The following is a 12,234-nucleotide window of genomic DNA, read 5'->3' as shown; positions in this document are numbered from 1 at the left end:
GTCGCCGGGCAGGCGGGACTTCGAAGACAGGCCCGAGTAGGCGGCGAAGTCGGAGGCCGCGCGGACCGGGCGTACGCAGGGGATGCCGTCGACCAGCAGCGTCGGCGGCCAGCGGCTGGTGCGGCGCAGACGTACGTACGCTCTGTCGCGCAGACCGCGGCGCGCGGCGACCAGCACGTCGGCGCGGTCCGTGCGCGCGTCCCGTACCCCGTACAGCGCGAGCGCCGCCTCGCCGGTCAGGACGGCCTTCGTACCCGAGAGGGTGGCCGTCTCCGTGTCCGCGTAGAGGACGGCGGCGAGCAGCCGTTGGCGCGGGTCCGGGGCTCCGGTCTGTATCAGGACGACGCCGGGCAGCGGGCGCTGCCAAGGGCCGGACGGTGCGCAGCGGGCCGTGGTGGTGCTGGTGGCGAGGCCGGTGGCGCGCAGTTGGCGGGTGGTCGCCAGGCGCCGTTGCGTACGGGACAGTTGGGCGATGGCCGGGTCGGCGGCGGTGGTTCGAGGCATGGGGATTGCGTGCCCACACCGGGCCCGAAGTGGACACGCGTCGGCGGACTGTGACGATCTCTTGCGTCCTCCGTAGCGTTCAGGACATATGGTCCGACTTGTATAGGTCGGCCAACCCGTCGTCGGTCCGACGCAGAAACGCCTCGATCACCTCATGCAGCGCCCCCGGCTGATCAAGGTGGACATCGTGGGCCGCGGACGGAATCACGCGTAGCTCCGTCCCCGGACGGCGCACCCGCATCTCCCTGGCCTCCGCCTCCGGCATCCAGCCCGACTCGCCGCGCACGACGAGCGTCGGGCAGCGCACCCGTGACCACTCCTCCCAGAAGGAGCGGCGGGCGTTCTCCGTGACGCAGGCGACCATCACCTCCCGGTCGACGCGCGGGCGCAGGCCGTCCGGGTGTTCCGCCAGGCCCGCCGCCCACGCCTGACCGGCCGGGCCGCCGCCGAAGAACGCGGTCGCCGCCTCCGTGGACGCGAAGGGAACCGGCCAGGAGTCCAGCCAGCCGCCGATGCGCGCGGGCAGCTCCGGATCGGGGCCCTTGGGGCCCGCCTCGATCAGTACCAGGGCGCTGAACAGTTCCGGATGAGCCGCGGCGGCGAGCATGGCCGTATGGCCGCCCAGAGACTGGCCCACGAGGACGGGTCGAGCGAGCGCCAGTTGTTCCGTCACCGCCACCACATCGCGTACGTGCGCCGCGCGCGAGACGTCCGCGGGACGGCGTTCGCTGGCGCCATGGCCGCGCGCGTCATACGCCACCACCCGGCGCGCGGGCCGGAGCAGCCGTACGAGGTGGTCCCATTCGGCCGCGTGGCCCGCCAGCCCGTGCAGCAGGAGTACGGGCCGCCCCTCGCCGACACCCCCGCCCTTGCCCTCGCCCTTGACGAAGCACTCGCCCTCGCCGACGCCCATGCCCGCGCCCAAGCCCATGCCCGTGCCCGTGCCCAAGCCCGCGCCCGTGCCCGCGCCCAAGCCCGTGCCCGTGCCCGTGCCCGTGCCATGGTCGGTACAGGCCAGCCGTACCCCGTCCTCGCCCGTCACCATGTCCGTCATCCGCGCCATGGGCCGACGGTCCCACGGCCCGCGCTCAGGGGCACGCCGGTTTCGCGCGCCCTGGGCCGTCAGCCGCCGCGCCGGTGGATGGCCATGACTCGTTCCGTTGAACGGTCCCGCCTCGCCCGCCGTACCAAGGAGCAACTCCCCCATGGTGGCTGGGCGCGTGAACGGACGACAGGGTCCGGACCACGCGCCCAGCGCTTTCCCGCGCCCAGCCCTTCGTCACGCCCCCAGCAGGTGGGACACCGTATAGATCAGCAGGCCCGCCAGCGCGCCCACCACCGTGCCGTTGATCCGGATGAACTGGAGGTCGCGGCCGATATGCGCCTCGATCTTCCGGGAGGTGTCGGCGGCGTCCCAGCTCGCGACCGTGTCCGAGATCAGGGAGGTGATCTCGCCGCGGTACGTGGAGACGACATACGCCGCCGCGTCCTCGATCCAGCCGTCCAGCTTCCCCTGGAGCCGGGCGTCCGTCGCCAGCCGCGAGCCCAGGGAGAGCAGCGAGGCGCGCGCCCGCAGGCGCAGTTCGCTCCGCTCGTCCTCCGCGGCCGACATGACCATGGCTCGTACGGACGCCCAGGCCGAGGCGATGATGTCCTGCACCTCGGGGCGGGCGAGCAGCTCCGACTTCATGCGTTCGACCCGGGCGCGGGTGTCCGTGTCCGACTGGAGGTCCACCGCGAAATCGCGCAGGAAGCGGTCGATGGCGCCGCGCGCCGGGTGGTCCGGCATGTCGCGCATCTCGGTGATGAAGCGGAGCAGTTCCTTGTAGACGCGGTCGCCGATCTTCCGGTCGACGAAGCGCGGCGTCCACCCCGGCGCCCCGCCCTGGACCGCGTCCATGACCGAGTCCCCGTGCTCCACCAGCCAGTCGTGCGCACGGGCGCAGATCAGATCGACCGCGCGGTGGTGGGCGCCGTCGGCGACGACCGTGTCCAGGGTCTTGCCGAGCCCCGGCGCGATCTCCACCGCGTCCGCGCGCCGCGTGATCGCCTCGCCGACGACCGCCTGGACGTCCGAGTCCCGCAGGACGGTCAGCGCGCCGCGCAGCGCCGTGGACAGTTCGGCGGTGACCCGGTCCGCGTGGTCCGGCTCGGCGAGCCAGGTGCCGAGCCGGCGGCCGATACCGAGGGCTCTCAGCCGGTTCCGTACGACCTCGGCCGAGAGGAAGTTCTCCCCGACGAACGCGCCGAGCGACGTGCCCAGCTGGTCCTTCTTGTTCGGGATGATCGCGGTGTGCGGGATGGGCAGACCGAGCGGGTGCCGGAAGAGCGCCGTCACCGCGAACCAGTCGGCCAGCGCGCCCACCATGCCCGCCTCGGCCGCCGCGGCGACGTAGCCGGCCCAGCCGCCCATGCCGGAGTTCTTCGCCCAGGTGGCGAGCACATAGATCAGGGCCACCAGCAGCAGCAGACCGGTGGCGGTGGTCTTCATCCGGCGGACGCCGCGCAGCTTCTCCGCGTCGGCGGCCGTATAGGTGAAGGCGGGGAGCGCCGACAGCTTTCCGGTCCCGGACGGCCGAGGCCCACCAGGCCTGCCCTGGCCACTGCCGTGGCCGCTGCGCCCACCGCTGCCCTGGCCGCTGCCCTGGCCACTGCCCTGGCCGCTGCCGTCGCCGCCCTCCACCGCTCTCTCCGGATCTGTACGTTCCATCCGCTCCACCCGATCCACCCGTCCGCGTAAGCGCCGGCGCCATGCTCAACGCACTCGGCTCAACGCTCCCTGCTCCCGTTCTCGTGCCCGCGCACCCGCCCCTACCGCATTGTCCCTGCCTGAGGTACTCCCGGGACGCACGTCAAGTTCCCGCGCGATGTCGGATGATGTGTTCTGTACGGAGTGCCGTACGTAGGCCCGTACGTGCTGCCGTACGTGGTGATGTGGTGACGAGGGAGACACGGGGGACTCGGGGGCAATGACCAGACATCGCGGATTCGCCCTGCTCGGGGCATTGGTCACGGTGGTGGCGCTGGTGTGCGGCGTCATCATCGCCGGATACGGACTCCTCGACAGCGGCACACGCACGGACAGCGGCGGCCCCGCCGATACCTCCGGGGACCCCCGTACGCGCGGGCGCACCCCCATGGGGACGGCCGCGCCCGCCTCCGCCGACAACTGGACCGGCACCTGGGCCGCCGCTCCGGCGGGCGCCGAGCCGGGGGCGCCGGTCGGGTACCCCGGGCGTTCCATCCGTAACGTCGTACACACCAGCATCGGCGGCAGCAAGGTCCGGATCACCCTCTCCAATCTCCACAGCCCCACCCCGCTGCTGATAGGAACCGCTTCGGTCGCGGTCGGCGAGGGCGGGGGCGGTCCCGAGGCGGTCGCGGGGACCATGCGGCAGCTGACCTTCGGCCGCCGACCGGCCGTGACCGTACCGCCCGGCGGGCAGATCGTCAGCGATCCCGTGGCGCTCCGGGTGCCGTACGACAGCGATCTGCTGGTCACCCTCCACACCCCGCGCGCCGGGGGGCCCGTCACCTACCATCGGCACGCGCTCCAGACCTCGTATCTCGCCGACGGCGACCGTACGCGCGACCTCGACGCGACCGCGTACGCCCCGTCGCGCAGGGTCTGGCGCTATCTCACCGCCGTCGATGTCCTCAACCCCGAGGCGCGGGGGGCGGTCGTCGCGTTCGGTGACTCGATCACCGACGGGGTCGGCTCCGGCTACGACGCGAACCGCCGCTGGCCCGATGTGCTCGCCGCGCGCCTGCGCGACCAGCACATCGGTGTACTCAACGAGGGCATCGGCGGTAACCGCGTCCTGGCCGACGGGTCACCGCTGGGCAACGGCGCGAGCGGGCTCGCCCGCTTCCAGCGCGACGTGCTCGACCGGGCCGGTGCCAAGGTCGTCGTCATCGACCTCGGCGTCAACGACATCCTGCGGGGCCGCGAGACCGACCCCGCCAGGATCACCGCCGGGCTGCGCGAACTCGCCCAGCGGGCGAAGGCGCGCGGGCTGCGCGTGATCGGGTCGACGCTGACACCGTTCGGCTCGTATGGCGGGTACAACGCCACCACCGAGTCCGTACGCGCCCGGGTCAACGAGGAGATCCGCTCGGGCCGGGTCTTCGACGAGGTCGTGGACTTCGACAAGGTGATACGGGATCCGTACGCGCCCGACCGGATCAGGCCGGTGTACGACTCGGGCGACGGGCTGCACCCGAGTGACGCCGGGTACCGGGTGATGGGCCGCTACCTGAGCCCCCGGCTACTGGCGGACCGGGCCCCGGCCCGGCTGTGACAGCTCCTCGCCAGGGCCACCGCGGACAACTCGTCGCCCGAGCGGCGCGCGGACCGCCGCCGCGGACTGCCGGGCGGTCACCGCCGCCCCACCCCTCAGTCCAGCGCTCAGTCCAGTTCCTTGCGTTCCGACTTCTTTTCCAGCTTCTGGCGCTTGCGCTCCTCCTTGAGCCGGCGCTTCTCCGACTCCCGCACCTTGCGCTCCACCCCGACCCCGCCCATCAGCGCGAAGCCCGTGACGATCACCCGCGGCGACCCCGGGCTCGCCGCGCTCTCGCCCACCTCGCCGAAGCCGCCCATCAGACCGAAGCCCCTGACCTGGACGTCCATGTCCGGCGGTACGGTGACATGCACCCCGCCCATGATCGTGACGCAGCGGATCACCACATCGCGGTCCTCGAACCGCGCCTCGCGCAGATCGATCTCGCCGCCCGCCTGGAGCACGACGGCCGTGAACTTACGGCCCACCGTCCACGTCCCCTTACGGCGGAACCCGCCCCAGAACGCGAAGGCGCCCTTCGAGGTGGCCGGTTCCCGGCCGATCCGGCTCTGCCAGCTGCTCACCTCACCCGTGCCCGACGAGTCGCGCGCACCGCGCCCGGCTACGGAGGAGTCGGTGGCGAGCGCCACGTCCGTCGTCGTCCCCGGCGCGGGGAGGTCTCGTACCAGTGGCGCCAACTCGCCATGGGTGCGGGCCGTGTAGGCCGCCTCCAGGCGCTGGTCGAACTCCTCCATATCGAGCCGGCCTTCGGCCATGGCCTCGCGCAGCCGCTCCGCGACCCGTTCCCGTTCGGCGTCGGAGGCTCGCGTGTCAGTGCGCGGATTGGTCGGCGGATGAGGCCGGTCACTCGTCATACGAGCAGACTAGTCAAAGGCGGGGGTCGCGTCACACAGCTGATCGATCGGCATACATCTTGGCGATCACCGCCTCGATGTCCGGCTCCCGCACGGACAGGTCCACCAGCGGATACTCCGCCGCGATCCGCGCGAGGAGCGGCGCCGCGGACTCGGCGGCGGGGAAGGCCAGCCACTGCCGAGGACCCTCCGTCCGCACCACGCGCGCCCCGGGCACCTCGATCGGCGGACATTCGCGCTCCAGGTCGACGACGAGGGTCCGCTCGCTCTCCCCCACCTCGTGCAGTCCGGCCAGCCCGCCGTCGTACAGCAGCCGGCCGTGGTCAATGACCATCACGCGCTTGCACAACTGCTCAATATCGGTCAGATCGTGGGTGGTCAGCAGGACCGTCGTCCCGCGCTCCGCGTTCAGATCCCGCAGAAACTCCCTGACCTTGGCCTTGGAGATCACATCGAGGCCGATCGTCGGCTCGTCCAGATACAGGACCTCCGGGTCGTGCAGCAGCGCCGCCGCGATATCGCCGCGCATCCGCTGGCCGAGCGAGAGCTGCCGTACGGGTACGTCCAGCAGCTCGGCCAGATCGAGGAGTTCGACACAGCGCTCCAGATTCACCCGGTACCGCGCGTCGGGCACCCGGTACATCCGGTGCATCAGCCGGTACGAGTCGATCAGCGGCAGATCCCACCACAGCGTCGTCCGCTGCCCGAAGACCACGCCGATGCGGTGCGCCAGCCTCGTACGCTCCCGGGAAGGATCGATGCCCGCGACCCGCAGCCGGCCACCGCTCGGGGTCAGAATGCCGGTGAGCATCTTGATGGTGGTCGACTTGCCGGCGCCGTTCGGGCCGATGTAGCCAACCATCTCGCCGCGCGGCACCCGGAAGCTGATGCCGTCGACCGCCCGCACCTGATGCCTCTCACGGCGCAGCAGACCGGCCTTGCGGCGTACGTCGAAGACCTTCTCGACGCCGTCCAGCTCGATGAAGCCCGTACCGTCCGCGCCCCCACCGCTCTCCGTACCGTCCGCGCCCCCACCGCTCTCCCTACCGCCCGTGCCATCCGTATTCATGAACGCTCCGCCGCCTCTCCCTCTGTCTCATCCGTACGACGTACGCGCCCAACGCCGAATCCCTAGGGCCTTTCGTTCGGATCTTGCCGGGCTCGCGTGCCCCGGCAGCCCCCTGATCCGGCCTGATCCATACGAAAGGCCCTAGCTCCCCGTGCTCCGGTACACCCGCAGCCCCGCGCGCCATGCCACCCCCGCCAGCGCGCAGCACACCGCCGCCACCACCGGCGGCAGGAACGCGGCGAGATCCGGCAGCCCCAACGGGTCCTCCCTGCCGAGGACATACAGCGCGGGGATCCAGTTGACGAAGGCCAGCGGCACCACGAACGTCACCCCGCGCACCAGATCCTTCGCGAACACCGTCGGCGGGTACTGCAACAGGGTCGTCCCGCCGTATGTGAACGAGTTCTGCACCTCGGAGGCGTCCTGCGCCCAGAACTGGAACGCGGCGCCCGCCACGAACACCGCCGCGAAGATCGCCGCCCCGCTCAGCACCATCATCGGAAGCATCAGCGCCCGCGCCACCGTCCAGTCGATGTCGAGCGTGAGCAGGGCATAGCCCAGCACCAGCAGCCCCTGGGTGACCCGGCCGAGCCGGCGCAGCGCGAACCGGTCGGCCGCCACCTGTGCCAGTACGGGCACGGGCCGCAGCAGCAGCGTGTCGAGCGTGCCGTCCCGTACCCGGCGCCCCAGCCGGTCCATGGAGCCGAGCACCAGATCGGAGAGGCCGAAGGCGGTGGCGGACGTCCCGTACAGGAAGGCCACCTCGGGCAGCGAGTAGCCGCCGAGCGCGTCCACATGGCCGAACATCAGCAGGATCGCGACGAAGTCGAAGGCCGTCGCCGCGAAGTTCCCGAACGCCGTCATCACGAAGGACGCGCGGTACGCCATCGTGGACCGCGTCCACATCGCCACGATCAGGCCGTACGCCCGCAGCCCGTCGCGCAGGGCGGCCCGCCGCGACAGCCTCGGAATCCACTCCTCCGATCCCGCGTACCCGGCCCCCGCCGATCCCGCGTCCGCGGCCACCGCCGGTCTCCCCTCGGCCACCGGCTCCGCGGGCGCCGCGGCCGTGGTCTCTCCCACCGCCCCGCCCGCGGCGATCTCGTCAGCCACCCTGGACGACCACCCTCCGTGTCGCGACGGTCTGGAGCAGCCGCCCCGTCGCCAGCAGGGCCAGCGCCCAGCCGGCCTGGAACGCGTACGCCCCCGCCAAGTCCCATCCGGTGTGCTTGCCGAGGAAGACATCCGCCGGGACCTGGAGCAGCGACGACCAGGGCAGCGCCCGCGCCACCTCCCCCAGCGCCCCAGGGAAGAGGCTGAGCGGCAGCAGCATCCCGGAGAAGAACATTCCCCCCAGCCCCGCCATCTGCGCCACGCCCGCGCCGTCCATCAGCCAGAACGCGGAGAGCGCGACCAGGAAGCGGATCGCGAAACTGACGACCACCCCGAGCGCCACGGCGAACAGGAACGCCAGCCAGGTCAGTGGATCCCCGGGCAGCGCCAGTTCGAAGGCGAGCGAGCCGAGCACCAACGGTACGATCCCGCGCCCCAGCAGATGGAACGCCGCCCGGCCCAGATCCCCGGCCAGCCACCACAGCTGGAGATCGGCCGGCCGGTAGAGGTCGACGGCGATGTCACCGGTGCGGATTCGCTCGATCAGTTCCTCCTCGAAACCGCCGCCCATCATCGCGCAGGTCATCAACAGCGCCTGGCCGAGCCACACATAGGTGACGGCCTGGGAGAGGTCGTAGCCACCGAGGTGCGGCCGCTCGTCCCAGAGAGCCATATAGGTGTACGCCATGATGAAGCCGAAGACGGTGTTGGTGAACACTCCCGCGACAGTGGCCATCCGGTACGTCGCGTAGCGGCGGAACCCACCTGCGGCCACTACTGCGTACAGCCGCACCACAGTCCCCTCCCCCACACCATTTCCCCCACTCCCTCAGCGCGTCGTCGGCGTCCTGGCACCAAAGCGCACGACCCTAGCCCACGGGGACCGGCCGCCGCGACCGGTTATCCGGCTGTCGGCGCCCCACCGTTCTGTCCGTGTTTCATGGGAGTACACAGCGTTTCATGGGTCTGAAACGCTAATCGCCTGGTACGACACCGTTATGCCGGAAGTGAACCGCCGTCCGCGGCCGAGGAGTCTCCACTGATATGAGCGACGAGCCACAGCAACACGGCTGGGCCCCACGGGACCCCTCGGCCCCCCACTCCGCCCCCGGCCGGGGCAGGCGGCCGGCCGGGAAGGCCGGGCGGCCCGCGCGTCCCCGCACCGGTTGGCGCAGCGCCCTCCCGAACCGGCGCACGCTGTTCGGCGGATTACTGATCTTCGGGCTCGTCCTCATGGGCGGGTTCGTCCTGGGCTACAAGCTCGTCAGCATCCCGCCGGCCAACGCCGCCGCCACCGCCCAGTCCAATGTGTACCTGTACGCGGACGGCACGCACCTCGCCCGCGACGGCGAGGTCAACCGCGAGAACGTCAAGCTCGCGCAGGTGCCGAAGACCGTACAGCTCGCCGTACTGGCCGCCGAGGACCGCGGCTTCTACAACGAACCCGCCATCGACCCGCAGGGCATGGTGCGCGCCGCCTGGAACACCGTCACAGGCAAGGGCACCCAGGGCGGCTCCACCATCACCCAGCAGTACGTCAAGAACTACTACCTCGGCCAGGAACAGACGATCGTCCGCAAGGCCAAGGAGTTCTTCATCGCGATCAAGCTCAACCGCGAGGCGACCAAGGCGCAGATCCTCCGGGGCTATCTCAACACCAGCTACTTCGGCCGTAACGCGTACGGTGTCCAGGCCGCCGCCCAGGCGTACTACGGCAAGGACGTGGAGGAGATCAACACGGCGGAGGGCGCCTATCTGGCCTCCCTCCTCAACGCGCCCAGCGAGTTCGACGTCGTCTTCCACCCCGAGAACAAGCGGGCCGCCGTCGCGCGCTGGAACTATGTCCTCGACGGCATGGTCAAGGAGGACTGGCTCAGCCCCGCCGAGCGCCGCAAGATGAAGTTCCCGAAGCCCGGCAAGATCAGGCACGCCGGCTCCGGGCTCTCCGGACAGCGCGGCTATGTCGTCCAGGCCGTCGAGGAACATCTCACCAGCAACAAGATCATCGACGAGAAGACCCTGGCCGCCGGCGGCTACCGGATCACCACCACGCTGGACCGCGCGAAGCAGGAAGCCTTCACCACCGCCGTCGAGAAGCAGGTCACCTCACGGCTCCAAGCCGGCCGCAAGGCCGACCGCGTCGTCCGGGTCGGCGGCGTCTCCATCGAACCGAAGACCGGCAAGGTCGTCGCCATGTACGGCGGCATCGACTACACCAAGCAGTACGTCAACAACGCGACCCGCCGTGACTACCAGGTCGGCTCGACCTTCAAGCCGTTGGTCTTCGCCGCCGCCGTCGAGAACGGCTCCGAGACCCTGTACGGCGAACCGATCACCCCGTACACCGTCTACGACGGCGACAACGAGCACATGGTCGAAGGCCCCGACGGCCCCACCGACTACTCGCCGGCGAACGAGGACGACACCAACTACGGGCCCATCTCCGTGCAGACCGCCACCGACTACTCCGTCAACGCCGTCTACGCGCAGATGGCCCAGGACGTCGGCCCCGGCACGGTCAGGAAGACCGCCGTCGCGCTCGGCCTCCCCGAGAACACCCCCGACCTGACCCCGACCCCCTCCATCGCGCTCGGCCCGGCCACCGCCTCCGTACTGGACATGGCTCAGGCGTACGCGACCCTCGCCAACCACGGCCGGCACGGCATGTACACCCTGGTCGACAAGATCACCAGGAACGGTACGGAGGTCACCCTGCCGAAGCAGGACGTGAAGCAGGTCATCAGCCGCCAGGCCGCCGACACCACCACCTCGGTGCTGCGCGGAGTCGTCGCCGAGGGCACCGGCACCGCCGCCCAGTCCGCGGGCCGCCCGGCGGCGGGCAAGACCGGCACGGCGGAGGAGGACAAGGCGGCCTGGTTCGCCGGGTACACCCCGGACCTGGCCACGGTCGTCGCGGTCATGGGCGCCGATCCGGTGACCGCCGCGCAGAAGCCGCTGTACGGGGCCCTCGGCCGGGAGCGCATCAACGGCGGCGGACCGCCGGCCGAGATCTGGGGCCGGTACACGGCCGCCGCTCTGGGCAAGAGCCCGGCGCGCGACTTCGATCTGCGGCTGGAGGGGGACTCCGAGGAGGACTCGTCCTCGGACGAGCAGCAGGCGGGACCGCCCGGCAAGCCGAAACTCTCACACCCGGGGGGCGCCCAGAGCGCGGCACCGGGCGGGGGCCCGGGGCAGTCCCCGGGAGAGACGAAGGAGCGGGCGCAGCACGGCCCGGATATGGACGGCGCGAACGGCGGCCATCCCCAGGGCCGGCCGCAAGGCTCCGAGCAGGACCGGAGCCAGGGACAGTCGGCGGAGCGGACGACCGGTCAGCCCCAGGGCCGGCCGCCGGGTCGGTCCGACGGCGGCGGCGCGCCCACGGGTGGCGACGGCACCGGTGGAGCGTCGGCCAAGGGCAGTACAGGCGCGGGCACCGGCGGGGGCGGTCGCGGAGACGCGGGCGAGGGTCAGGGCGCCCGCGCCTCCCTGTCCGACGAGCCGAGCGCCTGACAGCGGCCGGGCGCCGCGGCCTCGGTTCAGTGGCCGGACGTCGCCTTCAGCCCCACCACGGCCACCAGCAGCAGACAGACGAAGAAGATCCGGGCGGCGGTCGCCGGCTCCCCCAGCACCACCATGCCGAGCACCGCCGCACCGGCCGCGCCGATACCGACCCACACGCCGTACGCGGTACCGATCGGCAGTGTCCTCGCCGCATGCGACAGCAACAGCATGCTGGCGACGATCCCGGCGCCGGTGAACAGGCTCGGCCACAGCCGGGTGAACCCCTCGGTGTACTTCATCCCGATCGACCAGCCGACCTCAAGCAGACCGGCGACAATCAACAGAACCCACGCCATGACGGCACCTCCGGCAACAAAAACACGGACAACAGGTGCGTCGTCTTTCGTTTGTCCCGGTACGGCGCGTCTCGTCGGGGTCCCCCCAAGGTAGCAAACCCGCGGAGACCCCTGCGAAGGGCAGCGGAAGAAGGGCTACAGATAAAGCCCGGTGGAATCGTCGGACCCCTCGAAGCGGTCCGCCGCGACGGCGTGCAGATCGCGCTCGCGCATCAGTACGTACGCCACCCCGCGCACCTCGACCTCGGCGCGGTCCTCGGGGTCGTACAGCACCCGGTCCCCCGGTGTCACAGTCCGTACGTTCTGCCCCACGGCCACCACCTCGGCCCAGGCCAGCCGCCGGCCGACCTCCGCCGTCGCGGGGATGAGGATGCCGCCGGACGAACGCCGCTCGCCCTCCGGGATGTCCGTCCTGACCAGCACGCGGTCATGGAGCATCCGGATGGGCAGTTTGTCGTGCTGGTCGCGTGGGTTGTGGGTGTTCTCGCTCACGCCCCAGAACCTACCTGCCCGGGGCGCCGGCGCACGCCACAGGG

At 71.3% G+C, this 12,234-nt stretch carries 11 protein-coding genes and 1 riboswitch; of the genes, 3 read left to right on the top strand and 8 right to left on the bottom strand.

Annotated elements, in window-relative coordinates; all coding sequences use genetic code 11:
• Nucleotides 1-82: 82 nt before the first annotated feature.
• A complete protein-coding gene (locus ABTZ59_RS17650) occupies nucleotides 83-286 on the top strand; it encodes a hypothetical protein (RefSeq protein ID WP_351397705.1) in 204 nt (67 codons plus the stop codon).
• Nucleotides 287-583: 297 nt separating this feature from the next.
• Here ABTZ59_RS17650 and ABTZ59_RS17645 read toward each other — a convergent pair whose 3' ends face one another.
• Nucleotides 584-1,567: an alpha/beta fold hydrolase gene (locus tag ABTZ59_RS17645; RefSeq protein ID WP_503003035.1), complete on the bottom strand. Its 984-nt coding sequence runs from the start codon at nucleotides 1,565-1,567 to the stop codon at nucleotides 584-586.
• A gap of 216 nt (nucleotides 1,568-1,783) precedes the next feature.
• Nucleotides 1,784-3,214 carry a DUF445 domain-containing protein gene (locus ABTZ59_RS17640; protein WP_351397702.1) on the bottom strand — a complete coding sequence of 477 codons (1,431 nt, stop codon included), beginning with the start codon at nucleotides 3,212-3,214 and terminating at the stop codon, nucleotides 1,784-1,786.
• Between the two features lie 259 nt (nucleotides 3,215-3,473).
• Here ABTZ59_RS17640 and ABTZ59_RS17635 point away from each other — a divergent pair, with 259 nt between their 5' ends.
• Nucleotides 3,474-4,805, top strand: a complete 1,332-nt coding sequence (locus ABTZ59_RS17635) for an SGNH/GDSL hydrolase family protein (RefSeq protein ID WP_351397700.1) — start codon at nucleotides 3,474-3,476, stop codon at nucleotides 4,803-4,805.
• Nucleotides 4,806-4,912: 107 nt separating this feature from the next.
• On the opposite strand, the gene ABTZ59_RS17630 is transcribed toward ABTZ59_RS17635, so the two are convergent.
• From ABTZ59_RS17630 to ABTZ59_RS17615, 4 genes are all read right to left on the bottom strand, one after another.
• The gene (locus ABTZ59_RS17630) at nucleotides 4,913-5,659 is read right to left on the bottom strand and encodes a DUF1707 SHOCT-like domain-containing protein (protein ID WP_351397697.1); all 747 of its coding nucleotides are present in this window, start codon (nucleotides 5,657-5,659) and stop codon (nucleotides 4,913-4,915) included.
• Between the two features lie 31 nt (nucleotides 5,660-5,690).
• A complete protein-coding gene (locus tag ABTZ59_RS17625) occupies nucleotides 5,691-6,728 on the bottom strand; it encodes an ABC transporter ATP-binding protein (protein WP_351397693.1) in 1,038 nt (345 codons plus the stop codon).
• A gap of 141 nt (nucleotides 6,729-6,869) precedes the next feature.
• Nucleotides 6,870-7,841, bottom strand: coding sequence for an ABC transporter permease (locus ABTZ59_RS17620; RefSeq protein WP_503003032.1), 972 nt, complete (start codon nucleotides 7,839-7,841; stop codon nucleotides 6,870-6,872).
• Entirely contained in the window at nucleotides 7,834-8,634 is an 801-nt protein-coding gene (locus tag ABTZ59_RS17615) for an ABC transporter permease (RefSeq protein WP_351397821.1), read from the bottom strand. Before ABTZ59_RS17615 ends, ABTZ59_RS17620 begins: the two co-directional genes overlap by 8 nt.
• Before the next feature lie 251 nt (nucleotides 8,635-8,885).
• Between ABTZ59_RS17615 and ABTZ59_RS17610 the strand changes: the two genes are divergently transcribed.
• A complete protein-coding gene (locus ABTZ59_RS17610) occupies nucleotides 8,886-11,351 on the top strand; it encodes a transglycosylase domain-containing protein (protein ID WP_351397689.1) in 2,466 nt (821 codons plus the stop codon).
• A 26-nt stretch (nucleotides 11,352-11,377) separates the two neighbouring features.
• Here the strand turns inward: ABTZ59_RS17610 and ABTZ59_RS17605 are convergent, their stop codons facing one another.
• Together ABTZ59_RS17605 and ABTZ59_RS17600 are read right to left on the bottom strand one after the other, a co-directional pair.
• The gene (locus ABTZ59_RS17605) at nucleotides 11,378-11,698 is read right to left on the bottom strand and encodes a DMT family transporter (RefSeq protein WP_351397686.1); all 321 of its coding nucleotides are present in this window, start codon (nucleotides 11,696-11,698) and stop codon (nucleotides 11,378-11,380) included.
• Between the two features lie 34 nt (nucleotides 11,699-11,732).
• A riboswitch (guanidine-III (ykkC-III) riboswitch) is annotated at nucleotides 11,733-11,797 on the bottom strand.
• 36 nt (nucleotides 11,798-11,833) lie between these two features.
• Entirely contained in the window at nucleotides 11,834-12,136 is a 303-nt protein-coding gene (locus tag ABTZ59_RS17600; RefSeq protein ID WP_351397811.1) for a GroES family chaperonin, read from the bottom strand.
• Between the last annotated feature and the right edge of the window lie 98 nt (nucleotides 12,137-12,234).

The sequence above is a fragment of the Streptomyces sp. NPDC094034 genome (genome assembly GCF_040303865.1).
In the GTDB taxonomy this organism is placed as follows: Bacteria; Actinomycetota; Actinomycetes; order Streptomycetales; family Streptomycetaceae; genus Streptomyces.
This window is presented reverse-complemented; position numbering and strand designations above follow the sequence as displayed.